This window comes from Streptomyces hundungensis, from assembly GCF_003627815.1.
Lineage (GTDB): Bacteria > Actinomycetota > Actinomycetes > Streptomycetales > Streptomycetaceae > Streptomyces > Streptomyces hundungensis_A.
Genome location: NZ_CP032698.1, coordinates 5,569,548 through 5,595,569, shown reverse-complemented (window position 1 = coordinate 5,595,569; position 26,022 = coordinate 5,569,548). Strand labels below are relative to the sequence as shown.

The following is a 26,022-nucleotide window of genomic DNA, read 5'->3' as shown; positions in this document are numbered from 1 at the left end:
CACACACGTCGGCCGCCTCCCCGAGGCCCGCGCCCCACCGCACACCGCTCACGCCGCCGCCCGCTCCTGCCCGGCGCGCGAGCCGTCGTCGAGGTACTCCCGCAGGAAGGACTTCTCCTCGGCGGTGATCCGCCGGGGCCGCCCCTCGGCGAGGTCGTAGGGCACCACGACGGTGGAGGCCCGGACGTACACGAGGCCCCCTTCGCCCGGCTCCTTGACCTCGTAGGCGATGGTCAGTGACGCCGCCCCGATCCTGGTCACCCACGACTCGATGATGACCGGCTCGTGCCGGTGCACCAGGGGCCGCTTGTAGTCGATCTCGTGGCGGGCCACGACGGACCCGCCCTTGAACGAGGGCGACCCGTCGCCCGGCGCCAGCCGGAACATGAAGTCGATGCGGGCTTCCTCCAGGTACCGGACGAAGACCGCGTTGTTGACGTGCCCGAAGGCATCCATGTCCGACCAGCGGAGCGGGCAGCGGTAGATGTGGCGGGTCACGGACGATCAGCCCCGGGTGAGCTTCTTGTACGTGGCGCGGTGCGGGCGAGCCGCGTCCGCACCCAGACGCTCGACCTTGTTCTTCTCGTACGACTCGAAGTTGCCCTCGAACCAGTACCACTTGGAGTCACCCTCGTAGGCGAGGATGTGGGTGGCGACCCGGTCCAGGAACCAGCGGTCGTGGGAGATCACGACGGCGGCACCGGGGAACTCCAGGAGCGCGTTCTCCAGCGAGGAGAGCGTCTCGACGTCGAGGTCGTTGGTGGGCTCGTCGAGGAGCAGCAGGTTGCCGCCCTCCTTGAGCGTGAGCGCCAGGTTGAGGCGGTTGCGCTCACCACCGGACAGCACGCCCGCGGGCTTCTGCTGGTCCGGGCCCTTGAAGCCGAAGGCGCTGACGTAGGCGCGGGACGGCATCTCGACCTGGCCGACGTTGATGTAGTCGAGCTCGTCGGAGACGACGGCCCACAGCGTCTTCTTGGGGTCGATGTTGGCGCGGCTCTGGTCGACGTAGCTGATCTTGACGGTCTCGCCGACCTTGATCGAGCCGTTGTCCGGCGTCTCCAGGCCCTGGATCATCTTGAAGAGCGTGGTCTTGCCGGCGCCGTTGGGACCGATGACGCCGACGATGCCGTTGCGCGGCAGCGTGAAGCTCAGGTCGTCGATGAGGACCTTGTCGCCGAAGGCCTTCGAGAGGTTCTCGACCTCGACGACGATGGAGCCCAGACGCGGACCCGGCGGGATCTGGATCTCTTCGAAGTCCAGCTTCCGCATCTTGTCGGCCTCGGCGGCCATTTCCTCGTAACGGGCCAGACGCGCCTTGGACTTGGTCTGACGCCCCTTGGCGTTGGACCGCACCCACTCCAGCTCTTCCTTGAGCCGCTTCTGGCGCTTCTCGTCCTTGCGGCCCTCGACCTTGAGGCGGGCCGACTTCTTGTCGAGGTACGTGGAGTAGTTGCCCTCGTACGGGATCGCGCGGCCGCGGTCGAGTTCGAGGATCCACTCGGCGACGTTGTTCAGGAAGTACCGGTCGTGGGTCACGGCCACCACGGCGCCCGCGTACTTCGAGAGGTGCTGCTCCAGCCAGTTCACCGACTCGGCGTCGAGGTGGTTGGTGGGCTCGTCGAGCAGCAGCAGGTCCGGGGCCTCGATGAGCAGCTTGCAGAGCGCCACACGGCGCTTCTCGCCACCGGAGAGGTTGACGACGGGCCAGTCGCCGGGCGGGCAGCCCAGGGCGTCCATGGCCTGCTCGAGCTGGGCGTCGAGGTCCCAGGCGTTGGCGTGGTCGAGGTCCTCCTGGAGCTTGCCCATCTCCTCGAGGAGCGCGTCCGAGTAGTCGGTCGCCATGAGCTCGGCGACCTCGTTGAACCGCTTCAGCTTGCCCATGATCTCGGCGGCGCCGTCCTGCACGTTCTCCAGGACGGTCTTCGACTCGTCGAGCTGGGGCTCCTGCATGAGGATGCCGACGCTGTACCCGGGCGAGAGGAAGGCATCGCCGTTGGAGGGCTGCTCGAGCCCCGCCATGATCTTGAGAACGGTGGACTTACCGGCACCGTTAGGACCGACCACACCGATCTTCGCGCCCGGCAGGAAGCTCAGCGTGACGTCGTCAAGGATCACCTTGTCGCCGTGCGCCTTGCGCGTCTTGCGCATGGTGTAGATGTACTCAGCCAAGAGAAACCGTCCGGCAGTGTGAATCGGGCTGTGGGCAGATACACCCCATCTTGCCTGAAGGCCACCCCCCGGGGGAAACGGGTATGGCCTCCCAGGCCCTCCCGCGGCGCTCCGGTGCTGGTCGCGTGCCGGGTCGCGGGCGGCTCGCGTACCGGTTCGGCGTGAACGGGCGCCGGCCCCGGTACGCGGGTGCGTACCGGGGCCGGCGTCTGTCACTCACTGCTCACGGTGAGCTCACTCAGCGGTGCCGGGCCCGGTCAGCGGCCCGCCGTGTTCTTCTTGCGGAGGAAGAAGACCGTGCCGCCGCCGAGCAGCACCAGCACGATCGCCGCGCCGGCGATCATCGGAGTGGCGCTGGAGCTGCCGGTCTCGGCGAGGTCGGTGCCGCCCTTGATCCCGGTCGAGCTGCCACCTGCCGAGGCGGGGCTGGGCTTCGAGGACGGGGTGGGGGTGCCCGCACCGGCGGTCTTGCAGTCGAGGGTGCCGGAGAAGTGCCGGCCCGCGATGGTGAAGTCGTACTTCGCGTCCTCCGCGACCGGGAACAACACGGTCTTCGAGGCCCCGGCGGGGACCGTGGCGACCGTCCTGCCGCCGACGGTCACCGGGTACGGCTTGTCGCCCTTGTTGGTGACGGTGATGTCCACGCCGCCCTTGGCGCAGTCCTTCTTGACCGTCACGGCCGGGATGGCGCCCTGCTTGGCCCAGGTCACCTTGGCCTCGGCGTTGACCGTCGAGTCGCTGGAGCCGGCCAGGATCTGCGTCTGGCTCTTGGAGTCACTGGCGAAGGCGCGGCCGACCGGCACCTGGGTGGTGGCCGAGAGACGCAGCGCGCCGTCTCCCTGCTGGGCACCCACCGGGGCGTCGAAGAAGAGCTGGCTGTTGTTGACGGCCGAGTTCGCGGCCTTACCGGTCTTGTCCACGACCTTGACGCCGGCGGCCTTGAGCTCCTCGGACGGGGTGACCGTGACCTTGTCGGCGTTGGTGTGCACGGTGACCGGACCGAGCTTCTGACCGGCCTTGCCCGCCACCGAAGCGCCGTCCAGGGTCAGCGAGGCCTTGGGCTCCTCGGCGGCCTGCGCACTGGTGTACAGCCACTCGGACAGCTTCTCGCCGGCTTCGTCCTTGACCGTGACCTTGGCGTTGTCCGAGTAGCGCCAGATGGCGACCTGGGTGGCCGCGGCGGCCTCCGCGTTGTTGAGCTTGCCCTCGATGCCCGCGGCCTGGGCCAGCCCGGCGAGGTCGTTCTTCTGTGGGTAGGAGTGCTCCAGGATCCAACGGATCTTGCCGGCGTTGGCGTTGTTCGCCAGCGAGGTGCCGCTCCACGGCGTCTCGCGGTACTTCGCCTCGCGCTGTGTGGGGTTGTGGATGTCGATGCAGTACGTGCGGAGCGTGCCGCCGCCGTCGACGTTCATCCGGAACAGACCGGCCGAGACGTTCTTCTCGCCGTCGTCGTCCTGGACGACCGCGTCGGCGTACGAGCCGGGCTCCAGGCCCTGGATGGTGGCGGTCGCGCCGCCCAGGCCCTGCTGGTCGGGCGTGTCCGCGAACGCCCCGCCCGCCCCGGCTATCGCACCCGCGGCGACAAGTCCGGTGACGGCTGCGGCGGTGGCGAGGCGCAGAGCACCCCGCTTGCGGGCGCACGGCCCGTGAACGGCTGAAAACACAGAATTCCCCTTCGGGCGAGGCGCTTTCGCATGTGGTGCGCGTGCACCCGTGGTGCGCGTGGGGAAGTGCCTCGCCGGCAGACTCAAGTGCCCCGTGAGTACGCGGGAATCCTAGGGATACGGAAGTCGACGATCCGTGGTGATGCCATCAGATAACCATTCCGATTCGGAATCGTTATCCCGAAACACGTGTACGGGCTGGGCTTATCGACAAATCCCCGGGACAGAGGGGGAGTTTCAGGACTCGAGCCGTGCTCGCCCAACCGCCGCCCCCTGCCCCCTCTCCCGCCCCCTCCCCGCCGCTCTCCCCCAAGTGCCGTCTCCTCTACGCCCATCGGAGCCGGTTATACGCCCATCGGCGCCGCCTTTTCGGCCGTGCCGGTGGCCGATTCCCATACCACCGCCGGGGAGCCCGTGGCCGAAACAGCGCCGGCCGCGTCGCTCGGAGCCGGTGCGGACGCGGGTGGCGACGCCGTGTTCCAGTTCGGCGCCGGCCCCTCCTTCCCCTGGGCTCCGGCCCGTTCCACCGGGGTCGCCTCCCCCTTGAACACCCGCCGGAACGCGGTGGTCCCCCGCGACATGTCGTGCCCGATCGCCACCGCGTCGACGTCCGCCGAGAACCGGCGCGGCCCGTCCGGCCGTTCCTCGTCCCGGACCTTCAACCGGCCGTGCACCACGACCGGTTCCCCGATGGCGACCGAGCCGGTCAGGTTCATTCCGAGGGCTCGCGCCGCCCACACCGTGTAGAAGCTGGTGGCCCCGTCTACCCAGGCCTGCTTCTCCCGGTCGAAGCGGCGCGCGGTCACCGCGAGCCGGAACCGCGCGACCCCTCCCGTCGCGCTCTCCCGCCACTCCACCTGCGTGGCCACATTGCCGACCAGCGTCACCATCGTCTCGTTCACCGACATCAACCCCCGTACTCCGTATGCCTCTTGACCCTTCGGCGGCGCAGGACCTCCGGCCCCGTCGGCCCGGAGCGCGGCAGAGAAAAGCCCCGCCCGGTCCAGCCGTCGATCGAACCCTTGCGCTGTCGATCTCCATGCTGGACCGGACGGGGAGTACGTGCCGGGGCCTGTGGATCACCGTCCCGTTGTGGAAAACCCGTTCACCCTTGCGTGAGCACCCCGGCCCCCACCACCGCCGCGTACTGCTCGCGCACCTCGCGGTACCGCAGCAGTTCGGCCGCGACCGGGTCCAGGACCCTGGCCCTGCCGCAGGCCGCCGCCGCCTCGCGGAGTCTGCGTTCGGCCTCCTGCCCGTAGCGCCGCCCGGGGCCGCGTGCCGCCACCGCGCACGCCCACTCGATCAGCGGGCCGCCCACGATGCCGCCCAGCATCACGAGCGCGGGGACGATCAGTCCGGGGGTGAGCACCCCGACGATCTGGCCCACCAGCCACAGCCCGCCCACGACCTGGACGGCCGTCATGACCATCTGGGCCAGCACGGCGGCCGGCCACCACGGAGGCCGGGGCGAGGTGCCCCGCTCCCGTTCCTCCCGTACCGCGAGCTCGTCCAGCGCCTCGGGAAGCCCTTCGGCGCCCCGTACCGCCGCCTCACGCACGGCCTGCGCCCAGGGCGCGGGCAGCCCGGCCGCGGCCTCCCCGGCGACCGTGCGGACCGCCTGCTCCACGTGCTGGCGGGCGGTGACCTGCTCCTCGGCCTTGGTGCCGGAGCGGGGCCGCTGCACGGCGGGGACGCGGATCCGGTCGTACCAGCGCCACAGCCGCAGCCACGGTGTGCCGCAGGCGCGCTGGGCGTTGCGCCGCCACTCGCGTTCGGCGGCCTCCCCGGCGGCCGAGGCGCCGACCGCCGTGGCGAGGCGGTCACCGAAGTCCCTGCGGGCCCGTTCGCCGAGCCCGGGGTGGCCGTCGGCCACGTACAGCGGACGCAGGTCGGCGGCGGCCGCGTCCACGTCGGCGGCGAGGCGGCGGGCGGCGGCGCCGCGCTCCCGCACGAACCGGCCGAGCTGTTCGCGGAGTTCACCCACGCCCTGGCCGGTCAGTGCGGACAGGGCCAGCACCGAGGCGCCGGGTTCGCCGTGTTCGCCGAGCGCCATGCCGTCCTCGTCGAGGAGCCGGCGCAGATCGTCGAGCACCTGGTCGGCGGCGTCTCCGGGCAGCCGGTCCACCTGGTTGAGCACGACGAAGCTGACCTCGGCGTGCCCGGCCAGGGGCCGCAGATAGCGCTCGTGGAGTACGGCGTCGGCGTACTTCTCGGGGTCCACGACCCACACGATCGCGTCGACCAGGGCGAGCACCCGGTCGGCGGCGTGCCGGTGCGAGACGACCGCCGAGTCCAGGTCGGGCAGGTCGACCAGGACCAGGCCCTCCAGGTCGCCGCCCGCGCCGTCGAGGGGCCTGCGGCGCAGCCGGCCGGGGATGCCGAGCCGGTCGAGCAGCCCGGCGGCGCCGTCGGTCCAACTGCACGCGATGGGGGAACCGGTGGTCGGGCGGCGCAGCCCGGTGTCCGAAATCTGGCTCCTGGCAAGGGAGTTGAAGAGCGTGGACTTGCCGCTTCCGGTGGCGCCCGCGATGGCGACGACGGTGTGCCGCGCGGACAGGCGCTGGCGCGCGGACGCCTCGTCGAGCACCCGGCCGGCCTCGGCGAGCGCCTCGGCGTCGAGCCGGGTGCGGGAGAGGCCGACCAGTTCGCGCAGCGCGTCAAGGCGTCCCCGTACCGCGCCGATGTACGGGCCGCCGATGGGCTCGAACGCGACGTCCTGTGCCTCCTCGCCCTCCAGGGCGGTGGTCGTCATCTCGCCGGGCTCGGCGGCGCGCCGTGCGATCAGCCCGTCGGCCCAGCGGTCCTCGGCCTCCTGCGTCATGCCGCTTTCCTCTCCTTCTGCACCACGGACAGTGCGGCGATCAGCCCGGCCTGCGGCTCGGGCGTCACCTCCAGGGCGTCCAGCGGCGCGAGCCGCCGTTCGCGTTCGGCGCCGAGCACCTGGTCGATGTAGGTGGCGACGAGTTCGCCGCCCTTGTCGCGCAGCCGCAGCGCGCCGTGGGCGCCGATCCGCTCGGCGAGCCGCTCGCCCGCCCGGCGGGCCCGGCGCCCGCCGAGCAGCGCGGCGGCCAGCAGCGCGGCCACGGTCTCGGGGTCGGGCGCGAGCGAGCGCTCCATCTCCCGCACCTCCTCCTCGGCCAGCTCCTCCAGGACCCGCCGCCAGCGCCGTACGGCGAGCCCGATGCGGTCCTCGGGGTCCTCGTGGCGTACGCCCTCGGCGAATACCTGCGCCGCCGGTTCGCGCGCCCAGGCGTCCCTGACCCGCTCGTCGGCGGCGGCGGCCGCGCACCGCAACAGTTCGGCGAGGCTCTCCACGAGCGCGTCGAGGAGTTCACCCGCCGAGGCGCCGCCGCCCGGGTGGGCGCGCCAGCGGGTGAGCGCGTCCCCGGCGAGCACCTCGCCGGCCCGCAGGCGCCGCCGCACCCGGTCGCCCTCCTGGGCGTACGCGTCCTCGACGGCGGCGGTGAGGCGTACCGCGGCGGCGTACTGCGCGGCGACCGCCGAAGCCAGTTCCGGCATCCGCGCGTTGAGCGACTCGATCGCGCCGGACGCGGTCCGGGCGACGGCCTGCTGGCGGGCGGCCGGGTCCTGGCTGCGGTGGGTGAGCCAGGTGCGCAGGGCGGCGACGGCGGTGGAGGGCAGCAGCCCGTGCGAGGCGCCCGCGGACTCGGGCAGTTCGGGCACGGTGAACCGGGGCACGTCCCCGAGCCCGGCCCGGGTCAGCAACGCCCCGTACTGCCGCGACACTTCGGCCAGCACCTGGTGCGGCACCCGGTCGAGCACGGTGACCAGCGTCGCGTCGTACTCCTTGGCGGTACGCAGCAGATGCCAGGGCACCGCGTCGGCGTACCGGGATGCGGTGGTGACCATGACCCAGACGTCGGCGGCGCAGATCAGTTCGGCGGCCAGGATGCGGTTGCTGACCACCAGCGAGTCGATGTCCGGGGCGTCGAGGAGGGCGAGTCCGCGCGGCAGCGTGGTGGCGGTCTCGACCCGGACGGCCCCCTCGTCGTCCCCGCCGGACAGGTCGACGCCCTCGGCGTCCTCGTGCTGTTGCGGCAGCCATACGCGGGTGAGTTCGGGCAGCACCCGGGGGCCGGAGAACCACTCGCGGTCGTCGGGGTGGCACACGAGTACGGGCGTACGCGTGGTGGGGCGCAGCACTCCGGCCTCGCTGACCCGGCGCCCCACAAGGGAGTTGACGAGCGTGGACTTGCCGGCGCCGGTGGATCCGCCGATGACGGCGAGCAGCGGGGCCTGCGGATCTCGCAGTCGGGGCAGCAGATAGTCGTCGAGCTGTGCGAGCAGCTCGCTGCGCGTCTGCCGGGCGCGTGGCGCGCCCGGCAGGGGCAGGGGGAGGCGCACGGCGGCGACACTGTCGCGCAGGGCGGAGAGTGCGTCGATGAGCTGAGGCCGTACGTCCAAGGTCACCACATGCGAAGAATGCCCAATTTTGGCGGCTTTTTGAAGCGTATGGCTACTTCCGCGCGCGTCCATAGGCCACCGAGACGCGCCGAACGGACAGATGGGGCACATGGGACGAGTGGGACGCAGGCATAACGAGTGCACAACACCCTGCGCCGCGAGCGTCAAAAGCGCTGCACGATTCGCACCTGCCTGCGATTATCGGTTCGCTTCACCGAACCTCCACATCGTGCCACGCAGGTGAAGCAACCGGGACGAGGTGACAGGAGCCCTATCCTTGTCCCCGGCAAGGTCATCGGCCCGGGACCCGTCCCGGACCCAAGCCCTCGCCGCCGCGGCCTCCGGGCCACCCGAGGCCCCATTTCCGGCCCCCGTAGCTCAGTGGATAGAGCAGGCGCCTTCTAAGCGCTTGGCCGCAGGTTCGAGTCCTGCCGGGGGCGCTCCCGCGCCAATGCTGTTCGGCCCTCCTTCGGGAGGGCCTTTTTGCTGGTCAGGGCAGCGTACCGATCGGACGGTAGGAGTCGCGTGAGCGCCGTACCCGACCCTGATGGGCTCCGGGCGGGTACGGCGCTGTACGGCTGTCACCGAGTTTCTGCGGGTGGCCACGGAGAATACGCGGAGAAGTTTCCCGCGACCTGATCTCTACTCCGGTACGTCGGGGAGATCCCCTTGTGCCTCCATCCGGCGCTTGAGGTCCGGGAGCTGCCCCTCGATGCAGCCCGCGTAGAAGGACAGCAGGACCGCCACGCTGTTCCCCGCCCAGTAGGCGACCTGCGCCGGCGGGATGCCGTCGTTGAGCCACTTCGTCAGGCGGGTATGCCTGATGTCGTAGATCCGCCGCCCCATCGGCGACTGGCACTCCCGCTCGGTCAACTCGGCCTTGCGAGCCGTGCCCCAGGCTCGGCGAGCGACGGACCCGGCGAGGATCCCACCGAATTCTCCCTGGAACAGCCGGTCACCGGGCTTAAGGCTCTCTTCCGTGATGTGCTCCCGGAGGATCTTCGTCAGCGCCGGCGGGCCCGGCACGACTCGCGTGGCGTCCTCGGCGCGCCCCTTCAACCCACGCTCTTCGTGGACTTCTCCGTCGTCGGTCCAGTTGCTCCCGACCTCCGGTTGCGCCGTGTGGAACAGCAGATCGCACCACTGATCCTCCGCGTCCACCGGAGGCAGGGTGACGTCCTCCACGTACATCGCCACGGCCTCTTCCGGTCGCGGGCCGGTGTAGTACAGGGTGCTGAAGTACGCATGCAGCCGCCGGCCGCCGCGCGTCCGGCGCCGGATCCGAGCCAGGATCCGGGCCATTCTCTGGGGATGGATCAGGGACCGCCGGTCCACCGCATTGGAGGTCTTGGGGGTCGCCCCCCGCCCCTTCGGTAGAGGGTTCGTGCGGAGGATCTTGTGTTTGATCGCGTACTCCATCGCGACGTTCAGGATCCGGCGGTTGCGCTTGACGGAGCTAGCCGCTGCTCGCTTGCCGTTGAGTAACGTGTCGACCGAGAGCAGAACCGTGTCGACCTTGACCGGGTCCTCCCAAGTCGCCATGGACGGGGCGTTGCGCTCCACCCACTTCAAGATGTTGGCAACCTCCAGTGACGCCTCCTCCCGACGACGCGTGTTGAACGCGTACTCACGAAGCGCCGTGCGGAGTTCCATCGGCGTGCAGGCGGAGGGCTGAGCGCGCAGGAGCGCAACGGTTGTGGCAGTCAGCGCCTTTGCCGTGTTCTTTCGAGTGTTTCCAGCGGTCCGGTGCCATTGCGCGTCCGCGAACTGGACAGCGAAGTCGTACCAGTTGACCGAACTTGCACCCGTCTGTTGGGAGACAGGAAGCCCCGTCTCCCGGTTGAACGCCTCGCCCTTACGTGCGGCGGTAACGAGTTCCGAGCGGAAGCTGTCCGCCAACGCCACGTTGCCGAACGGTGCGCGGAACTCCTCCCCGTCCAGCGTCCAGCGCACCGTGTATGTGGTGACCTTGGCGCCCTTGTAAACCGCGGTCTTCCAGAACTTGACCTTGTATGTCGTCTCCATCAAGCAGCGTCCTCGTGAGCGTCGAGCCACTTGTCCAGATCGCTCCGACGCACGCGCAGGTCGCCGTTCGGAAGCTTGATGCACCGGGGGGCGCGGTGCTTCTGTCGCCAGTCGTAGAAGGTCGAGCGCGAGACGTTCAGTTCGTCGCAGACTTCCGGGAGCGTGAGCATCTTGCGAGCGTTGCCGCTATGTGCGGACATGCTGGCCTCCATGGGGGGCGGGGTCGACCCGCCTTGCCTTCCGGGGATCCGCAACATCCGCCACGCCGCAACATTGCTGGTCAGCGGCCTAAATCTGTGGCGGATAGCGGATGTGTGGCGGATAGATGCCGCCGCGCGGGCGCGCGGCGGCATCACGGTTGAGCTGAGGTCAGCCGACGATCCGCATCAGGGGCGGCGCGTCGTCGGCGGCGGGCGTATCCGCCACACGACACGTATCCGCCACAGATTCACCCCCCGTGACCTGGGATGTTGCGGCGTGGCGGATGTTGCGGATTTCCTCGGACCGGGAGCAGTAGCGGCTCCAGGCGTCCGCAAGGTCTTCCGCGTAGTAGCCCTTGGGGGTCGTGCTGCCGACCCGGATGCCCCGGGGCTTGATCCGGGTGTCGTCGGGCTTCACGTACTGGCTCAAGAGCCTAGACAGTCCACGGGCCGTGAGGGGCTTGGTGCTCTGTCCGTCCTCGCTCATGTCGGACCACGGCGCATCGTCCAGGGAGAGCAGGACTTCGAGGATGGCCGCGGTCGGCATCCGGTCCACGCCGCAGAACACGCGGTCGCGCAAGTCGGTCAACAGCTTCACCCCAAGCGAGGCTTCATCACCTTCGCTCGCGGCTTTGACGAGGGCGAGGCACGCGGCGCGGCCCCGGTCGGGCCAGTGCCCGCCGGCCGCGTCGGCGACCGCCAGGAGGGGCTCCCACACGTCGGCGGGCCGGTCGGTGACGCCTTCGGGCATCTCCGGCCAGGCTTCGGCGACTTGCTTTTGCAGGGTTGCGGTCCATTCCGCGAGCCGGTCACGCAGCGCGTGGCCTTCCTTCTCGTGGATGCGGCGCCGGTAGGGCTCGCACTTCTCGTTGGGCGCCTTCTTGCGCATGCGGATGATGACCGAGCGCGTGAGGATCGTGTCCGGGAGCGAGCCGAGTCCGGCCATGGCCACGGCGCAGAACGAAGGGAAGAACCCTGCCTTCTGGTCGTTTCCGTCGCCGATGCAGCGCAGTGACTTCGCGCCGCGCCGGTAGCCAGAGTTGAGGAACCCGCGGACCTCTTCGTTCCCACCCGCCTTGGGGCCGAAAACGGTGTCGATCTCGTCGAAGAGGAGCGTGGGCGTTCCCTCGTCGGCAGACACGAGCCGGAACAGGGCATTGGCTGAGGCGTTGACGGTGGTCGCGGCGCGCGGGGTGAGGGTTTCCACGATTTCCAACGCGCGGGACTTGCCCGACCCGGGTTCCGGGGAAAGGAAGGCGAGGCGGGCGGTGCCGTCCAGCGCGTCCATGAGGTGCGCGTGCGCGTCCCACAACGTGACGGCGGTGTAGGCGTGTTCAGTGGGGAAGACGTTGAAGCGGCGGTGGAACGCTTCGACCTCATCGAGCAGGGCGGCCCCGTCGATGGGCGCGGCCGGCGTGGTGTCGTTCATGCGGCGGTCCGCCTTTCCGAGGTGTCGCGCAGGGAGCACACGGTGCGGTGGCGGGCGTGGTCCTCGATCAGCGCTCGAACTCCCTGCGCGCCGTGTGCAGTGCGGTCGCGTCCGCACGCGCAGGTGGAACGCGCAGCGGGGGTGTGGCGGAAGGGCATCTTCACATCGAGGACGTCGCCTGCCCACGCCGTGGCCGCGGGGCTGGCGTCCTGCTCGGTGAGGACGGTGAAGGGAAGGACTGAAAGGACGCCTTCGGCGTCGTCCTTCGGCCGCACGCTCGGTCCGGGCGCGGGAGCGGTGGCGGCGGGCTCGCGGCCGGTCGTGGCCGGGAGAGGCAATCCAGGGGAGCAGGGGGTGGTCATGCCGCCTCCCTGGGGGTGCCGTGGGTGAGGATCCAGTCCATGGCGCTGCGGATCGTGGTGGCGCACTCGGCAGCCGGCAGTCCCGTGGACTCCCCCGCCGCCTGGATTGCCTCTTCCACGGTGGCCCGGCTGATGTTCCCCCAGGCCACAAACCGCGCCACCTTGCACGCGCTCTTGTGCAAAGTGCTGTTGCGCGAGTGGTCACCCGCCGCACGGATGACCGCGCACTCGCGCTCCAGAGCGGTCCGCGCGGCCTTCGTTCCGTCGCACACCTGCGTCATGACGGTATGGGGGCCGGGCTTGGCCCGCTCGCGCAACTCGTCTGCCAGCCAGGCGGGCAGCGGGGCGACGGGCGATTCGTCAGTGACGGTGTAGTCGCCGTGGGTGGTGGCACTGCCGGGGGCGACGACGTAGCCGCCCCAGCCGCGGGTGTCGACGTGGCGCCCCAGCCGGTTCACCGAGCAGCCCAGCCGGACCCCTTCAGGGGCGGTGAAGTACAGGTGGTGGCCCCCGCTGGGGGTCCGCACCTGGTAGGTGGCAGGCAGGGTCTGACCGGCGCGCTCGCAGAGCGCCAAAAGGCTTTCGGCGCCGCCAGGCGCTCCTTCTTGCTCTTCCGCCTTGAGCATGTCGAGGTCGACGACCAGAAGCCCAGCCGGGCCGGTCGCGATCCCGATGTTGTACGGCTGCGTTGTCCACGCGGCCGTGATCAGGTCCGGGTCGGTGGTGGCGCGCTGTTCGGGCTTGCGGTGCCCGTCGGCGCACCGTCCGGTGCCGGGGCAGGATCGCTCGGCGTGCCCGGCGGGCCGTTTGTCGCCGGGGCGGAGCGGGAAGACCGGCCAGCCGCGGCGGGCCGTTTCCAGGGCCCAGGCGAGGAGTGCGAGATTGCACTCTCGCGGATTGGGGGTGGGTTGCGTCATGCTGGATGCCTCCAACAGGTCTGTTGTGGACTGGTTGGCAAGGGCGGCCCGTGACTTTGGCGAGACGGGGGCCGCCCTTGGCGTGTCTAGGCGATGTCCAGGGCGAGTTGGGACATGGCGGGTTCGCCCGCGACGGGCGTGAGGGTGGCGAGCAGGGCGCGGTAGGCGAGTGCGGCTTGGTGGATGACGACGCCGTTACCGAGGATTTTGAGCTGGTCGGCGCGCGACAGGCCCAGGTCCGGGCCGGTGACCCAGCCAGGGGCGGCGCCCATCATCCATTCCACGAAGGCAGGCGAAAGGCGCCGGTTGCCCTTGGTACCCGCCTCGGTCGGCTCGGGCGCGGGGCGCCCCAAAACCGCCTCCCACCGGCGGATGGCGGGGCCGTAGTCGGTGCCGTTCGTGGCCACCCACTGCCGGTCGTCGGCCAGGTCACGGGCCAGGTACTCGATGGACGGGCGCGAGCTCGCACCCAGCGAGACGGACTGGTTGCGGCCGTAGCGGCGGGCGGTCGGGGTCGGCAGCAGGTTGACGACCACCTCGTTCAGGGGCCGGGAGTTGGTGTCCAGGAGGTTGGAGGCGCCCGACTTCCAGTCGCGTGCCGCGGGCGTGGGCAGCAGCGTGACGGCGGTGCGCAGGTTCATGCCGCCCCGGCGTTTGGGGGAGGTGCCGGGGCCGCCCGTGCCGTCGGCGGCGGCCGGGGTGGGCAGCAGGGTCATGCGGCCGTCGGGGGCAGCAAGAACACCACTTCGTCCTCCAGCGTGGGCCCGTGCCCGCCGGCCTTGCGTTTGTCCGGGTGCTGCGGGCCGCCGTTGCGCCCCAACTGTGAGGTGGGGGTCTTCAGCAGCGGGATAGGCGACCGCGAACCAGCGGTCGCGGCGGTGGCAGGCGCCGACTTCGGGATCTCCAGCGCGTAGGCACATCCACCGTGCGTCATACCCGAGCGCGGCCAGGTCCGCGGCAACGACGTCGAGTCCCCGGCTGCGCAGGGCGGCGACGTTTTCCAAGAAGACGAGTCGGGGTCGTAGGTAGCGAATGGCTCCGTGGGCGATGGTTTTCCACAGTCCTGAGCGGTCACCGGCGATCCCTCCGCGAGGTCCGGCATTGGAGATGTCCTGGCAGGGAAACCCGGCGGTCAGCGCCGCCGGACGTCCCATCGAGGCCGACAGCGCGGCCCAGTCGACGGTCGTGATGTCACCCAGGTTGCGGGTGCGAGGCAGGCGGGCGGCCAGCAGCCGGGAGGCCGCTGGGTCCTTCTCGCCGACCACGGCCGTGGGAAGGCCCGTGACGGCTTCCACGGCCAGGTCCAGCGCACTGGAGCCGGTGCACAAGCTGACATTGCCGCCCTCGATCGGCAGGACATGGTGTTGGGTCATGCGGGAGTGCCTCCAACAGGTCTGTTGTGGACTGGTTGGCAAGGGCGGCCCGTGACTTTGGCGAGACGGGGGCCGCCCTTGGCGCAGCTAGAAGGGGGGTTCGTCGCTCTCCTGCTTGGCGCCCGACGCGGCGGTGTTCCACGCGTCGTCACCCACGGCGGGGGCGCTCTGCGCGGGGCGCTTGGCGTTGATGGTCACGGTGGTGAACCGGATGCTCGCGCCGATCTCGTCGACTTCCAGCACGAGCATCGACCGCTTCTCGCCCTGGTCCGTCGTCCAGTCGTGCTGACGGATCCGGCCGTTGGCCACGACCCGCGATCCCTTGGCCAGCGACTCCGCCGCATGTTCGGCGAGCTGGCGCCAGGCGGCGCAGCGGAAGAACGTGGCGGTGCCGTCCGTCCACTTCCCCGACTCTTTGTCGTACGTGCGCGGGGTGGCGGCGATGGTGAACTTCGCGAGCGCCGCACCGGACGGCGTGAACTTCAGTTCCGGGTCGGCGGTCAGGTTGCCGATCACGGTGATCGGGGTCTCTCCAAACGACATCGCATGCTCCTCAGTGGTGGTTGATGGTGCCGTTGGCGCGGCCGAACAGGCCGGTCGCGGTGATGTTCTGCGTGATCTGCGTGGGTCCCGTACCGCGGCGCCTGGCGCCGCCGATCAGGGCGGGGACGCCGATGACGGCGGCGACAAGGAAGGCGCCGGCCGCCCACAGAGCGTGGCTCATGGCGATCAGTCCCGGGGCTGCGTAGGAAAGCCCGATCCCGCCCGCGGCGATACCGAAGCCGACGGTGGGGGCGAGCAGGGCGGTGGTCTTGGCCCACGCCGGAACCGGTTGCGATGCAGCCGGGGCGGGCGGCGGGGTGTGCGCGGGGGGCTGGACGTAGGCGAGGGCGCGCTGCCCGCCGGGCAGGGTCACGAGCTGCACCCCGGGCGGAATCTCGCCCGGCAGCATCACCGCCCGCGCGGGGCCGGGCTGGTAGGCGAGCGGGTCGGGGTTCAGCGCGGCGGTGGTGATCTCGTACGCACGGTCATAGGGCACAAGGTGCTCCCTTCAACAGCGATCAAGCCGCGTGGTTGAGGGCGGTGACGACGGCTTCGCACATCGAGCGGATGGGTCCGGCGGCGCCGGTGGCGGCGGTGAAGAACCCGAACAGGAACAGCACGACCGCGGCGAACGGGCCGACCGTGCGGTCGCGCAGGAACACGAAGGTGAGTACGCCGAAGAGGGCGACGGCGGACAGGGTGACGATCACGAACGGCCTCCCAGGGAATGGCCGGCGGGCGGCACGTGAACCGGGGTGCTGCCCGCCGATGGCTTGTCGTGTTGCTTGTCGTCTGGCTTGTCGCTTGTCTTGTCGTCTCGCTTGTCTTGTCGCTTGTCGCCTCCCAGGTCACAAGCCGTTTCCGGCCCCCGCGACAACCCCACTGGTGGGGTTCGTGCTGGGCGGGAGACAAGCGACAAGCGCTAGCTCTGGATGGGGGGTTCGGGGGCGTGGTCGCGGTGGACGTAGCGGGCTTTGGTGCCCTCGCCGACGCGTACCGCGGTGCCGTCCTCGGTCCATGCCTTGAGCCAGCCGACGACGGTCTGCCGGGTCGTGCCGTGCTCATCGGCGAGTGCGCGGGCGATGGCAGAGGCTCCCGTACCGTCCGGCCCGGCGGCGAACAGGGCCGCGAGCGCGGCCCGCTGGGCGGGACTGTCCTGGTCCGCCTCGCCGCGCAGCGCGGACAGATTCAGCCCCGACGCGGCCGGGGATGCGGACGGGTCGGGTGCGGTGGCGAACTGGGCGTCGATCTCCTCGCGGAAGCGCCGCAACAGCTCATCCTCGCGCGCCGCCCCGGCTTGTCCGGGCTCCCGGACGCCGCGCAGCGCGGACAGGTTCAGCCCACCCCCCTCGCCGCCCGGCTCCGCAGTCGGATCGGACAGGATTCCGGCGTCGGCGGGCAGGGACCGCATCCACGCAGTGCGCTCCGCATCCCAGCGCCGGGCATACGCAGCGCCTGCCGCCCTCGCGGACACGTCATCCAGGCGCGGGTGGCGGTCGGAGGTGGCCACGGTGATATCGCGGATCTGGGAGGGCTTGATCCGCCATGCCTTGAACAGCGCGCCCGGTGACTCGGGGGTACCCATGAAGCCGGCGCCCTTGAAGGGGGCCTGGTCCACGCGCAGCCCGCGGCGCCCGGGGAACATCTTGGAGAGGTCCATGCCCTCGGTCTCACCACCGGTCAGTGCGACGCGGACCTTGGCCTCGCGGCGGATAAGGAGGTTGCCCAGCACGCTGCCAGTCGCCCCGAGCGCGGTGATGACGGTACGGCCGCCCATGGCACGCTGCATCCGGATGAACTCGAAGATCTTCTTCGCGAGTTCCTTCAACTGCCGGTCGGTGCTGACCAGGATTTCCGCGCCTTCGTCGATGACCAGCATGATCTGAGGAATTTTCGCGCTGACCGGCAGAAGGTCGGTGTCCTCGCGGGCCATGAGGTCCTGGTAGGCGCGCTTGCGGTGCAGCCCGATCGCGATGGCCGCGTTGAGCATCAGCATCGCTTCCTCATACGTCCCCGCCAGCCAGTCGATACCGGGCCGGACCGGCTTCCCGTCCTGGCCGGTCAACTCCCCGTTCAGGGCGGGCAGCACCCAGGGCAGGCCCGCGGATCCGGCGTTCAGGTCGATGACGAACGTCAGCATGTCCTCGGCGCGGGCGAACCCGCCGAGGATGGTGTGGAGCATGTTCGTCTTGCCCGACCCTGTGGGCCCGACCACCAGCGCACACTGCTCGCGCAGGTAGGCGCGGACTTCTTCGCCGTTGGTGCGAAAGCCCCACGGGATGCCGGTGTGGACGGAGAGGGGGCTGTAGTCGTCGGGGTAGGTGCGCGGTTCCGCGAGGACGTTCACGGTGGTCACGTCCAAAATCGCGCGGCCCTGGTGAATGCCCGGTCCCAGGGCTGCGGTGCAGCCGTGAGGCAGCTTGGCATCCGCCGACAACTGCGGGCCGTGCTGGGCGATGCGGTCGTAGGTGACGCCGCCCTGGGGTTCGAGGTCGAGGGAGTAGCCGTTTGCGGACTCCCACAACTCGACCGCCAGCACCCGCACGGTAACGCTGCAAATCCGCTGGATCCGCTCCACCCACTCAGCGGCGATGGCCCGGCGCTCCGCCGACAGTTCGAGCGCGACCTGCCGACCAGCAGCGGCGATGGCTTCGTCCTCGCGGGCTTCCTCATACAGGGCGACGGACCGGGTTCCGGCTCCGATGCCCACCCCGATCGTGGCAAGCGATCCCAGCGCAGCCCATGACAGCGGACCGGACGTCATGGCCCACGTGGTCCAGCCCGCCCCGACCAGCCAGGCGGATGCTTTGAAGGCGAGGGTGCGGCCGGCGTTGCGGACCTTGAGCCCGGCGACGGTGTGGCCGAGCGCGCCGGCCGCGCCGACCGCGAGGGCCCAGGCGGGCGGCATGCCGGTTGCGGCGCCGGTGGTGGCGACGGCGAGGGCTCCGGTGGTGGCGGACAGGGCGCCGGTCACGGGTCCGTGACTGGCACTCCAGTCCAGCACCGGGCCACTGTTCGCCTGCTTCCTCTTCTTGTTCACGGCAGTGGTGGCGCTCATGTCAGACGTTCCAGCCCTTCTCGGCTTCGGGCCCGTTGCGGGGGTCCTCGTGGCGGGCAATGTCCTGCTCGTGGACGCGCCGGAACGTCGGGCCGAGTTCCTCGGCCGCCGCGATCGCGGCCATGAACGCCTGGTAGATGTCGCTCAGTCCGTCCGCGACTTCCTTCTCCAGCGGGAACTCACTGTCAGCGCGTTCGGACAGGATCTGCATCACGTGCGCGATCATGCTGATCGACTGCGGAAGTTGCTCGATCATCGCCAGGATTTCCATGCAGCCCTCGGGCTGGTACAGATGCGCGGCCGCCTGCATCTCGGTCGCGTGCTCCTCGAAGTTGAACCCGGACATGTGCTTCGCCTCCCCGGCGTTCGTGACTGTCTCGGACGTGCTCTCGGGAACTACGTGGGCAGGCCGCTCGACCCGCTCAGCGAGCCCGTCAGTGGTGTCTTCGGCCGCGGCCTCATCGGCCGCGGCTTCGGCATCGGCAAGCTCTTCGCGGATCACCTGGTCCCGCTCGGCCCGCTGGTCGCGTGCCGTGCCGGCCAGCCGCCGGTACAGGCGGCGCCCCGGGTGCATCAGCCAGGGAATACCGAGCTTCCGGCCGAGCGGGGTGGTCAGACACCCCAACAAGCCCAGGGGCAGGGCCAGCAGGGCCGCGAGGACGCGGCGCCCGTGGAAGCGGGCAGCCGAACGGCGCAGTGCTTTGCGGGCCGCCTGCCGCGCCGGGGCCTTGCGGACAGCGGAGCGCTGACCAGCCACGGCCCGAGCGGCGCGGGTGTCGCGGCGGGCCCGCTGTTTGGCGACCGCCGCATCCCGGGCCGCACGCACCTTACGGCCCGCACCACCCAGCATCCGGCCCCCTAAACCGCCAGCCCGCGCACGGGACTTGTTCGCCGCGGCGCGGCCGTTGCTCCCGCCTGACGGGCGGATGCCCGGCTTCGTGGCGTCGCGGCGGGCATCGGCGACCGCGCGGCGAGCCGCAGTGGTCTGCCCCCGCCGCTCACCCCGCGAACCACCGGCCGCAGCCCGCGCGGAACGCAGAGCCTTGACCTGGGACGCCTTGCCCAGCGCGCCACCGGCCGCGCCGCGGCCAGAGGACTTGAGTCCGGCGGGCTTGTTCAGGGAGGCCGGGGCGCGGTGCTTGCGCGCCCCGAGACCGCCCAGCCCCCTACTGCCAGAGTGCCCGCCCTTTTGCTGCGGAACGCGGCCGGACCCGCCCGCCGCACGACGGGTGCCCGAAGCGGAGCCGCGGCCAGCGGTGTTGACGCCGCCAGAGCGGCTACGTGCCGCAGTCGCGCGTCCCGCGGATCGGGCCGCAGCACGGCGGGCGGCCTGCTTGGGGCGGGGGTTGCGGCTGCGGTAGGTAGCGATGGTGCCAAGCACGGCCGCGCCGGTCGCAGCGACCGCCGCGGCGATCGGGCCACCAGCGAGCCCGGCGGCGGCGACCATGCTCACGGTCGTGTTCGCCCCGGACAGGGCGAGCGGCACCACGGGCCAGCCGCCCGGGGTGTGCTCGATGTCCGTCGCGGTGTTGTCGGAGAGTTCGGGAGCTGGTGCGGGGCCGGGCGGGGTGTCGGGAGCGGCGGGGGCCACTACCGGTTCGGTACTCAAGTCGGTCATGCTGAACGCACTCCTTCGCGGGAGTAAGCAGGACCCGGACGCCGCCGGCCAAAGCTTGCGTCCGGGTCCTGGCAGCGGAACATGCAGGTCAGGGCCGGTAGTTCAGTTCGTGACTGGGGTGGGATGCCGCGGCTTCCTGCCAGCGGCGCCGCTCAACCGGATCGACGTGGGTGACACGGACCTTGTAGGTGCAGCCATCGGCCGTGCAGCGGTAGACGGTGGTGGTGAACCGGGACGTCACGGCCTCTACCAGGCTTCCGACGCCGAAACCCACGGCCAGACCGCACGGCAGAGCGAGCAGCATCGGAACGCTGTAGGCGTTCATCAGGCGCAGTTCGACCAGCGCGGCGGCGGCCAGCATGACGCCGGTCGTGGCAACGCGAATGATGGTGTGTTTGGCGGTGCTGTGCACGATCACTCCTTCAATCGACGGGGAGTTCAGAAGGTGCGCGGGCGGTCGGCGTCGGCGCAGAGCACGCACATGCCGAGCGAGACAGGGATGCAGTAGTCGTAGACCACGCCGCACGCGGGGCAGGTACGGCGGGCGAGCATCGCCAGCGCGAGAGCGCCCCACTTGCGCGACGTCATCGGCCGGACCGGCTTCGCCTGGTCGACGCGGTAGAGGAACGCCACACTCACCCCCGCCCTCCGACGGCGGGACGTGCGCATGAGCTGGGCCGCGACTTCCTGCCCGCCGGGCCGCAGCCCCCGGGCCCGGAGCTGCCGGCGGGTAGCGTAGCCGTCCGGGGCGAACTTCCACGGGAAGGTCGGTATGCCGTAGCGGGCTCCGGACGGGTCGTAGCAGCGCGCGTACGCGGCGGTGCCCATCAGCGGCTCGCGATCGCGAGTTCAGCGCCGCCGGTGCTGGGGTCGCGGTGTTCGGCGTAGCGGGTGGAGACCCAGCCGACCGACCAGCCGCACAGCTCCGCCGCCTGCCGCACCGGCAGGGATGCCTCGTAGGCCGCAGTCACGATCCGGCGGGCTTCATCCTCTTCTAGCTTGGTCTGCGCGGGACCGCGTTCAAGCAGTTCATCGCGTTCACGGGCCGCGCGCTCCTGACGTTCACGCCGTTCACGCTCCGCCTTCTCAGCCCGCTCCCGCCGTTCGGCTTCGGCCCGCTCACGCGCCTGCCGTTCACGGCCCAGACGCTCATGTTCACGCTGTTCACGCTCGCGTTCAAGGCGTTCACGGCTCTCCCGCTCAGCCGCTTCCCTGCGCTCGCGCTCTTCGCGTTCCTCGCGTCGCTCACGCTCTTCCCGCTCGCCCTGTTCACGGGCCAGGCGGGCCTCGTGGTCGCGGCGTTCACGCTCCTGCGCGGCGGCGTACTCGCGTGCCTCGCGGGCTTCGGCGCGGGCCTGGTCGGCCCGCTCCCGCGCCTTCTGCTCGGCCCGGTCGCGCTCGGCCTGACGCTCAGCTTGCAGAGCAGCTTGAGCCGCGGCGAGAGCGCGCCGGTAGGCGAGGCTGGTCTCCGCAGTGACGATCAAAAGGAGCGGCGCCACGGAGTGGACCGCCACTCCCACCAGGTCTTTCCTCAACGCGGAGTCCCCGATGTTCAGGGCCCACGTCATGAGGCCGGTCATCCAGCGCAGCAGGACCGGCCACGTGCCCCCGTGCCCACCAAGCCGGGCCAGGACGTCATCGAGCTTGACCACGATGACCACCGCCGCATCGACCACCAGCGGCAGAATCGGCGCGGTCCACGCCCACTTCGGGGCGGTGTGGTCGGCCATCAACGGCGTGACCGTGAGGATCGAATAGAGCATCGCCCCGCACACGATCAACCACGTGCCGCCCGACAGTGCCCGCTCCGCTGAACGCGTCTGAACACTGTTCACGCCGCACCCCTCACCGGCACCGCCACGGGCGGGAACGCCCGGCGGCAACCGTAAGAAGCCGCGTCATAGACGAACGCCTCGCAGCGCCACCTGAACGCGGACGCGGGGCGCTCACCGCACGGCTTCCACACCGCATCCGGAGAGACGCCGTGGGTGGCGGTATCAGCGTGGGCGTCTCGGAGCCTGCGGTAGACGGTGTGAGGCTCGCCGAAGTGCAGCAGGACCGTGAGCGTGTCCCCATTCTTCGGACCCTGCACCAACTCCGCCCTCGCACAGCGCAGTTCGCGGCTCAGCAGCAGGAGCTGCTCCTGCGCCGCGGCCGACTCGCGCACGGCCTCGATCAGGAGCACGCCCAGCTCCTGGCCGGTCGTCTCCGCGCGCTCAGAACGGTCGGTGGCCTCGCTCAGCTCCAGCGCGTGCCGATCGGATGCCGCGGCAGCGTCCGCCTTCGCCAGGCGGGCGCGCTCGAACGCGGCGTGCGCGTCGGCTTCGAGGAGCGCGAGGCGCTTGCGGGTGACGATGCGAATCATGCCGCCACCTCCGTCTCGCACAGACCGGCCGGGGTCGGGCCGTAGGCGACCAGGCTGAGGGTGCAGGCCCCGTAAGGGCCCTCCGCCCGCAGGTTCATCGTGCTGTCGTCCACACCCTGCGTGCCGAAGCGCACCGCGTCCGGACGGATGGCCAGGGCGGCCCGCCACTGCTCAAACGCTCCCAGGTCGTCGTGGAAGGCCAGTTCCACCCGGTCCGGGAAGAGCGTGGAGACGTGCACGTCTGCGGCCGGAAGCTCCGGGAATTCGTCCACGAGGAACCGCAGCGTCTTCAGCGGCGCCCGCATATCGTCCACAGTCGAGGCCTTCATGCCGCCTCCCCCGCCCGGACAGCGCTCGTGCGGTTGGCGACCTCTGCCCGTGCGGCGAGCACCTTATTTGCGGCCCTGCGCAGCCGGCGCTGCCCGAGCCGCGTGACCGGCCGATCCAGGAGTGCGATCTGCACGTCCAGCAGTTCCTGTTCAGCGAGAATCAGCGGCTCCTCGCGGACGATCGCGTCCAGCTCCGCGTCCGTGGGCTCAATGTCCGGATCGAACGCGATTACAGCGTCCTGAACTGTGACAATGTGGTTCATGGGTCGTGTCTCCCTAGCAGTAGGTACGGCCCGAACAGCGCCCCCGGAGTAGCCGCTCCGGGGGCGCGCACCGTTGAAGTCGGATGGACCCGGCTCCCCTCTGCCCCGCCCGTACGACCACACGGGCCGGACGGGCGGAGGAGGCAACCGGCGCGGCACCATCGGCCGCGAAGCGGTAGAAGATGACCGGTTGTTCGCGGCGCTCGTTCGCGCTCACGAACCAGGAGATGGAACGGCGCTCCCGTGCCGGTCGGCCACGGCAGCGCCCACAGATGTCGTTGGTTCACGCCGGCTCCCTGAGAGAGGGCGGATACGGCTTTGCCGGTAGTCCGTGCTGCGGAATACCGGCCCCGAGCCGGGAAGTCGGGTGCGTCATCGTCACTGCTCTGACGCCAGCAGGCGGCCCGCACCGTTCGGTGCGATTGGCGTGCCGCCGACGACTTCACCCGGTCATCACGGGGGCGGTCTCACTCTTGCCGCCACGTGCGTTGGGGCCCCGCTGTACTTCCCCACACCCGAACCCGGGTGGCGCCTGCCAGGCACGTAGGGGGAGAGCCACGTTCATCCCGGCGGTTTGCCCCCGGACCCTCGCCCTAGGCACCTGCCGTGACCGCCGCTCTCGCGTCAGCCCCGCACGATCACTGTTCAGTTCTCAAGGAACACCCGATGAGGAACATGTGTTACGTGTCCCTCATCATGCAGAGACGGATTCGCCCCGTCAAGCCCTTCGGCTCTTCGGTTCTGCGAGCCCCTCGCGGTTGATGTGCTTCCAGCTTGTCCTCAGCGGCGGAGACGATCGACCCCGCACCTGTACGACCCGAGCACGACTTGGCTACCTTGAAGTCGTCCCAAGTCGTCCCAACTGATTGGGAGTTCGCCGTGGCCAACGAGCGGCTTCGTGGCGCGATCGTCGAAAGCGGCATGACCCTGGATCAAGTGGGCGCCCGATTAGGGGTGTCAGCCAAGACAGTTGAGCGCTGGATCGGCGATCCGAAGCGCAAGCCCTACCGGCGCTTCCAGTACGCCGCTGCCTCCCTGCTGCAATGTGAGGTGTCGTACCTGTGGCCGGAGGAACGGACATCAGCAGAGGTCACCGAGGCGGGAAACGCTGAGCTGGTCAAGCTGTACCCGCACAGGTCGGTTGTGCCGAACCGGCTATGGCCACAGCTTTACGCACAATCGCGCGAGCACTTCGACGTACTCGTCTACTCGGGCTTCTGGCTCACCGAGGACCCCGCGTTCCACGCAGTCGTCAAGGAAAAGTCAGCGGCCGGCGTCCGCATCCGCTTCATGCTCGGGGACCCCGACAGCCCCGCCGTGGCCGTGCGAGGTGAAGATGAGGGGATCGGCCCGGCCATGGCCAGCAAGATTCGTAACGCCCTCATCAACTACGGCTCACTGTTCGGGCTCCCGGGAGTCGAGTTCCGGCTGCACAACACAACGCTCTACAACTCGATCTACCGCGCTGATGGGGAGATGCTGGCCAACGGCCATCTTTACGGGGTCGGGGCGTACATGGCTCCAGTGCTACATCTCCAACGCGTGCCAGGCGGCGAACTGTTCGATGCATACGCTGAGAGCGTCGAACGGGTCTGGGAGTCCGCCAAGCCCATCACTTCACCCGCCAATTGCGGAGGACTGCACGCATGAGCCGAACCGACTATTTTCGTGACCCCGACGCCCCCAAGGCCAACTCCGTGGTGCCGTCAGTCACAGCAGTCGTCCGCGACGCCGACGGACGGCTTCTGATCATCCACAAGACGGACAACGACCTGTGGGCACTCCCAGGGGGCGGCCACGACATCGGGGAGAGCATCAGTGACACGGTCATTCGTGAGGTGCTGGAAGAGACCGGCATAACGGTCGAGGTCGACGGTGTCGTAGGGCTCTACACCAACCCTGAACACGTCTTGGCATACGACGACGGAGAGGTACGGCAACAGTTCTCGATCTGCTTCCGAGCCCACCCGACCGGCGGGAATCTGCGCACCAGCAGCGAGTCGAAAGAGGTCCGCTGGGTTGACCCAGCGGACCTCGATGACCTAAACATCCATCCCTCGATGCGGCTGCGCATCCGGCATGGTCTGGACGACTCCCGCCGGCAGCCTTACATCGGCTGATGTGCGGCAGCCACCGCGGCTAGGCGGTCCTCCACTCGGTCGGCGGCGGCGTAGATCTCCGGCGCCGCCCGTTGAATGAAGCGCCCGACGATGGTGTCAGGGCCGTAGCGCTGCACGATCTCACCAACCCGACTGGTCGGCGTGGTCTGCGACCCGTCCGGCGTGGTCGTCATGTCGCAGTACAGCAGCGCGTCTACCAGGCCCGGGCGCTCCAGCTCGAACTCGTTCTCAAGCTCTTGCCGGAGCCCTCGCTCCTCAGCTTCAAGAAGTGCGCAGGAGTGGTGGGCTACGAGGCTCACGACCCGCTCGTCCGCTCCTTCCTGATCCCGAAGGAATCGCGCCCCGTCCAGCGGGTGAAAACCGGTGGTCGCGATGCTCCGCGAATACCCGATGTCATGCAGCACTGCCGCAGCTTCAAGCAACCCGGCATCGTCCCCCAGGATCGGGCTCAGCGAGCGAGCACACTTAGCGACCCCAAGGGAGTGCGCCCACCTTCGAGGCAGCGGTTCGGCCAGCAGCGATTCGGAGGTTGCGTAAGCCCACTCATTAAGTCCCATGGGTGCCAAGGCTACGACCGGCCGGGGGCCGGCGGGAGGGCGCGTACTGTGCGCCCCTTGCCGTGCACGGTAGCGAGCAAGCCGGTTCCCTCCATGTTGGCGAGCACGCGGCGCACCGCCGTACGCGATACGTCGAAGCGCTCGCAGAGCATTGCTTCGGACGGATACGTGTCGCCGATCGCGAGAGAGTCCTCACTGATCAAGTCGGCCATCCGCTCAGCGAGAGACCTACGGTCCCCCTCTCGGGCGACACGCCAGCCGATCCCGGGCGCCGACTCAAGAGCCCCTTCCGCTTCTAGCACCTTGAGTGCACGACGGATCGTGTTGCGGGCGACACCGTACGAGCGCATGAGGTCAGCCTCAGATGGCAGAGGACCGGTGAGCTCCCCCTCTGCGATCCCCTTCCGCAGCGCCTTCGAGATGACCAGGTAGGTTCCGCGCGGGCTGGCCTCCTGCACTTGGATTCCTCTCGTATCGCCTCGTTATCCCCTGCCAAGGGTCCCACGCTCCCTCCCAACTGTGGGAGGTCCCACTCGCACCCCTAGTTCACGGATTCAGCACTAGCGCTGCCCTCTGATGCCTTCTAACCAAAGACTAAACGG

At 70.0% G+C, this 26,022-nt stretch carries 27 protein-coding genes and 1 tRNA gene; 3 read left to right on the top strand and 25 right to left on the bottom strand.

From position 1 onward, the window contains the following. Window positions 1–48: 48 nt before the first annotated feature. The 6 genes from DWB77_RS24860 to DWB77_RS24835 all read right to left on the bottom strand — a co-directional run bounded on the left by DWB77_RS24860 (window position 49) and on the right by DWB77_RS24835 (window position 8,261). Window positions 49–498 (bottom strand): acyl-CoA thioesterase, encoded by a 450-nt coding sequence (locus DWB77_RS24860; protein ID WP_120723347.1) that lies wholly within the window; start codon window positions 496–498, stop codon window positions 49–51. 6 nt (window positions 499–504) lie between these two features. After that, complete coding sequence (gene ettA / locus DWB77_RS24855) at window positions 505–2,169, bottom strand: energy-dependent translational throttle protein EttA (RefSeq protein WP_120723346.1); 1,665 nt, start codon at window positions 2,167–2,169, stop codon at window positions 505–507. A 257-nt stretch (window positions 2,170–2,426) separates the two neighbouring features. Beyond that, complete coding sequence (locus tag DWB77_RS24850; protein ID WP_120723345.1) at window positions 2,427–3,833, bottom strand: LAETG motif-containing sortase-dependent surface protein; 1,407 nt, start codon at window positions 3,831–3,833, stop codon at window positions 2,427–2,429. 344 nt (window positions 3,834–4,177) lie between these two features. Then, window positions 4,178–4,735, bottom strand: coding sequence for a single-stranded DNA-binding protein (locus tag DWB77_RS24845; protein ID WP_120728210.1), 558 nt, complete (start codon window positions 4,733–4,735; stop codon window positions 4,178–4,180). 203 nt (window positions 4,736–4,938) lie between these two features. Then, on the bottom strand, window positions 4,939–6,657 hold the full coding sequence (locus tag DWB77_RS24840; protein WP_120723344.1) for a GTPase: 1,719 nt from the start codon (window positions 6,655–6,657) through the stop codon (window positions 4,939–4,941). After that, on the bottom strand, window positions 6,654–8,261 hold the full coding sequence (locus DWB77_RS24835; protein WP_120728208.1) for a dynamin family protein: 1,608 nt from the start codon (window positions 8,259–8,261) through the stop codon (window positions 6,654–6,656). Before DWB77_RS24835 ends, DWB77_RS24840 begins: the two co-directional genes overlap by 4 nt. A gap of 367 nt (window positions 8,262–8,628) precedes the next feature. Between DWB77_RS24835 and DWB77_RS24830 the strand changes: the two genes are divergently transcribed. Further along, window positions 8,629–8,701 (top strand) — tRNA-Arg (locus tag DWB77_RS24830). Window positions 8,702–8,903: 202 nt separating this feature from the next. On the opposite strand, the gene DWB77_RS24825 is transcribed toward DWB77_RS24830, so the two are convergent. From DWB77_RS24825 to DWB77_RS24745, 17 genes are all read right to left on the bottom strand, one after another. Beyond that, window positions 8,904–10,286 carry a tyrosine-type recombinase/integrase gene (locus DWB77_RS24825; protein ID WP_120723343.1) on the bottom strand — a complete coding sequence of 461 codons (1,383 nt, stop codon included), beginning with the start codon at window positions 10,284–10,286 and terminating at the stop codon, window positions 8,904–8,906. Further along, window positions 10,286–10,486 (bottom strand): helix-turn-helix transcriptional regulator, encoded by a 201-nt coding sequence (locus DWB77_RS24820; RefSeq protein ID WP_120728206.1) that lies wholly within the window; start codon window positions 10,484–10,486, stop codon window positions 10,286–10,288. Before DWB77_RS24820 ends, DWB77_RS24825 begins: the two co-directional genes overlap by 1 nt. Before the next feature lie 169 nt (window positions 10,487–10,655). Further along, a complete protein-coding gene (locus DWB77_RS24815; protein ID WP_120723342.1) occupies window positions 10,656–11,915 on the bottom strand; it encodes a DUF3631 domain-containing protein in 1,260 nt (419 codons plus the stop codon). Continuing rightward, complete coding sequence (locus DWB77_RS24810; RefSeq protein ID WP_162952283.1) at window positions 11,912–12,277, bottom strand: hypothetical protein; 366 nt, start codon at window positions 12,275–12,277, stop codon at window positions 11,912–11,914. The genes DWB77_RS24815 and DWB77_RS24810 overlap by 4 nt, the downstream gene beginning before the upstream one ends. Next, window positions 12,274–13,194, bottom strand: coding sequence for a bifunctional DNA primase/polymerase (locus tag DWB77_RS24805; protein ID WP_120723340.1), 921 nt, complete (start codon window positions 13,192–13,194; stop codon window positions 12,274–12,276). Before DWB77_RS24805 ends, DWB77_RS24810 begins: the two co-directional genes overlap by 4 nt. Window positions 13,195–13,280: 86 nt before the next feature. After that, window positions 13,281–14,567 carry a DNA cytosine methyltransferase gene (locus tag DWB77_RS24800; RefSeq protein WP_120723339.1) on the bottom strand — a complete coding sequence of 429 codons (1,287 nt, stop codon included), beginning with the start codon at window positions 14,565–14,567 and terminating at the stop codon, window positions 13,281–13,283. A gap of 87 nt (window positions 14,568–14,654) precedes the next feature. After that, window positions 14,655–15,110 carry a single-stranded DNA-binding protein gene (gene ssb, locus DWB77_RS24795; RefSeq protein WP_120723338.1) on the bottom strand — a complete coding sequence of 152 codons (456 nt, stop codon included), beginning with the start codon at window positions 15,108–15,110 and terminating at the stop codon, window positions 14,655–14,657. A gap of 10 nt (window positions 15,111–15,120) precedes the next feature. Further along, a complete protein-coding gene (locus DWB77_RS24790; protein ID WP_120723337.1) occupies window positions 15,121–15,606 on the bottom strand; it encodes a hypothetical protein in 486 nt (161 codons plus the stop codon). A gap of 22 nt (window positions 15,607–15,628) precedes the next feature. After that, complete coding sequence (locus DWB77_RS24785) at window positions 15,629–15,820, bottom strand: hypothetical protein (protein WP_120723336.1); 192 nt, start codon at window positions 15,818–15,820, stop codon at window positions 15,629–15,631. 212 nt (window positions 15,821–16,032) lie between these two features. Continuing rightward, window positions 16,033–18,168 (bottom strand): hypothetical protein, encoded by a 2,136-nt coding sequence (locus tag DWB77_RS24780; protein WP_120723335.1) that lies wholly within the window; start codon window positions 18,166–18,168, stop codon window positions 16,033–16,035. A 1-nt stretch (window position 18,169) separates the two neighbouring features. Further along, on the bottom strand, window positions 18,170–19,786 hold the full coding sequence (locus DWB77_RS24775) for a hypothetical protein (protein ID WP_120723334.1): 1,617 nt from the start codon (window positions 19,784–19,786) through the stop codon (window positions 18,170–18,172). Window positions 19,787–19,874: 88 nt separating this feature from the next. Next, window positions 19,875–20,198, bottom strand: a complete 324-nt coding sequence (locus tag DWB77_RS24770) for a hypothetical protein (protein WP_162952610.1) — start codon at window positions 20,196–20,198, stop codon at window positions 19,875–19,877. 26 nt (window positions 20,199–20,224) lie between these two features. After that, a complete protein-coding gene (locus tag DWB77_RS24765; RefSeq protein WP_120723332.1) occupies window positions 20,225–20,614 on the bottom strand; it encodes an RRQRL motif-containing zinc-binding protein in 390 nt (129 codons plus the stop codon). After that, the gene (locus DWB77_RS24760; RefSeq protein ID WP_120723331.1) at window positions 20,614–21,621 is read right to left on the bottom strand and encodes a DUF2637 domain-containing protein; all 1,008 of its coding nucleotides are present in this window, start codon (window positions 21,619–21,621) and stop codon (window positions 20,614–20,616) included. The genes DWB77_RS24765 and DWB77_RS24760 overlap by 1 nt, the downstream gene beginning before the upstream one ends. After that, complete coding sequence (locus tag DWB77_RS24755; protein WP_120723330.1) at window positions 21,618–22,151, bottom strand: hypothetical protein; 534 nt, start codon at window positions 22,149–22,151, stop codon at window positions 21,618–21,620. The genes DWB77_RS24760 and DWB77_RS24755 overlap by 4 nt, the downstream gene beginning before the upstream one ends. After that, window positions 22,148–22,480 (bottom strand): hypothetical protein, encoded by a 333-nt coding sequence (locus DWB77_RS24750; protein WP_162952609.1) that lies wholly within the window; start codon window positions 22,478–22,480, stop codon window positions 22,148–22,150. Before DWB77_RS24750 ends, DWB77_RS24755 begins: the two co-directional genes overlap by 4 nt. Beyond that, window positions 22,477–22,743, bottom strand: a complete 267-nt coding sequence (locus DWB77_RS24745; RefSeq protein WP_120723328.1) for a DUF6284 family protein — start codon at window positions 22,741–22,743, stop codon at window positions 22,477–22,479. Before DWB77_RS24745 ends, DWB77_RS24750 begins: the two co-directional genes overlap by 4 nt. A gap of 879 nt (window positions 22,744–23,622) precedes the next feature. Here DWB77_RS24745 and DWB77_RS24740 point away from each other — a divergent pair. Together DWB77_RS24740 and DWB77_RS24735 are read left to right on the top strand one after the other, a co-directional pair. Then, on the top strand, window positions 23,623–24,393 hold the full coding sequence (locus tag DWB77_RS24740; RefSeq protein WP_120723327.1) for a helix-turn-helix domain-containing protein: 771 nt from the start codon (window positions 23,623–23,625) through the stop codon (window positions 24,391–24,393). Beyond that, entirely contained in the window at window positions 24,390–24,863 is a 474-nt protein-coding gene (locus DWB77_RS24735) for an NUDIX hydrolase (RefSeq protein WP_120723326.1), read from the top strand. The genes DWB77_RS24740 and DWB77_RS24735 overlap by 4 nt, the downstream gene beginning before the upstream one ends. Here the strand turns inward: DWB77_RS24735 and DWB77_RS24730 are convergent. Both DWB77_RS24730 and DWB77_RS24725 read right to left on the bottom strand, forming a co-directional pair. After that, window positions 24,851–25,420, bottom strand: a complete 570-nt coding sequence (locus tag DWB77_RS24730) for an HD domain-containing protein (protein ID WP_174248616.1) — start codon at window positions 25,418–25,420, stop codon at window positions 24,851–24,853. The two genes, DWB77_RS24735 and DWB77_RS24730, sit on opposite strands and share 13 nt — an antisense overlap. 11 nt (window positions 25,421–25,431) lie before the next feature. Next, window positions 25,432–25,878: a GntR family transcriptional regulator gene (locus tag DWB77_RS24725; protein ID WP_120723324.1), complete on the bottom strand. Its 447-nt coding sequence runs from the start codon at window positions 25,876–25,878 to the stop codon at window positions 25,432–25,434. Window positions 25,879–26,022: the final 144 nt, after the last annotated feature.

Coding starts and splice junctions, on each gene's coding strand:
- DWB77_RS24820 (WP_120728206.1), bottom strand. CDS start 10,486: ATGTCCGCACATAGCGGCAACGCTCGCAAGATGCTCACGCTCCCGGAA.
- DWB77_RS24800 (WP_120723339.1), bottom strand. CDS start 14,567: ATGACCCAACACCATGTCCTGCCGATCGAGGGCGGCAATGTCAGCTTG.
- DWB77_RS24750 (WP_162952609.1), bottom strand. CDS start 22,480: ATGAAGGCCTCGACTGTGGACGATATGCGGGCGCCGCTGAAGACGCTG.
- DWB77_RS24735 (WP_120723326.1), top strand. CDS start 24,390: ATGAGCCGAACCGACTATTTTCGTGACCCCGACGCCCCCAAGGCCAAC.
- DWB77_RS24805 (WP_120723340.1), bottom strand. CDS start 13,194: ATGACGCAACCCACCCCCAATCCGCGAGAGTGCAATCTCGCACTCCTC.
- DWB77_RS24780 (WP_120723335.1), bottom strand. CDS start 18,168: ATGAGCGCCACCACTGCCGTGAACAAGAAGAGGAAGCAGGCGAACAGT.
- DWB77_RS24825 (WP_120723343.1), bottom strand. CDS start 10,286: ATGGAGACGACATACAAGGTCAAGTTCTGGAAGACCGCGGTTTACAAG.
- DWB77_RS24840 (WP_120723344.1), bottom strand. CDS start 6,657: ATGACGCAGGAGGCCGAGGACCGCTGGGCCGACGGGCTGATCGCACGG.
- DWB77_RS24815 (WP_120723342.1), bottom strand. CDS start 11,915: ATGAACGACACCACGCCGGCCGCGCCCATCGACGGGGCCGCCCTGCTC.
- DWB77_RS24775 (WP_120723334.1), bottom strand. CDS start 19,786: ATGACCGACTTGAGTACCGAACCGGTAGTGGCCCCCGCCGCTCCCGAC.
- DWB77_RS24730 (WP_174248616.1), bottom strand. CDS start 25,420: ATGGGACTTAATGAGTGGGCTTACGCAACCTCCGAATCGCTGCTGGCC.
- DWB77_RS24810 (WP_162952283.1), bottom strand. CDS start 12,277: ATGACCACCCCCTGCTCCCCTGGATTGCCTCTCCCGGCCACGACCGGC.
- DWB77_RS24745 (WP_120723328.1), bottom strand. CDS start 22,743: ATGAACCACATTGTCACAGTTCAGGACGCTGTAATCGCGTTCGATCCG.
- DWB77_RS24765 (WP_120723332.1), bottom strand. CDS start 20,614: ATGGGCACCGCCGCGTACGCGCGCTGCTACGACCCGTCCGGAGCCCGC.
- DWB77_RS24755 (WP_120723330.1), bottom strand. CDS start 22,151: ATGATTCGCATCGTCACCCGCAAGCGCCTCGCGCTCCTCGAAGCCGAC.
- ssb (WP_120723338.1), bottom strand. CDS start 15,110: ATGTCGTTTGGAGAGACCCCGATCACCGTGATCGGCAACCTGACCGCC.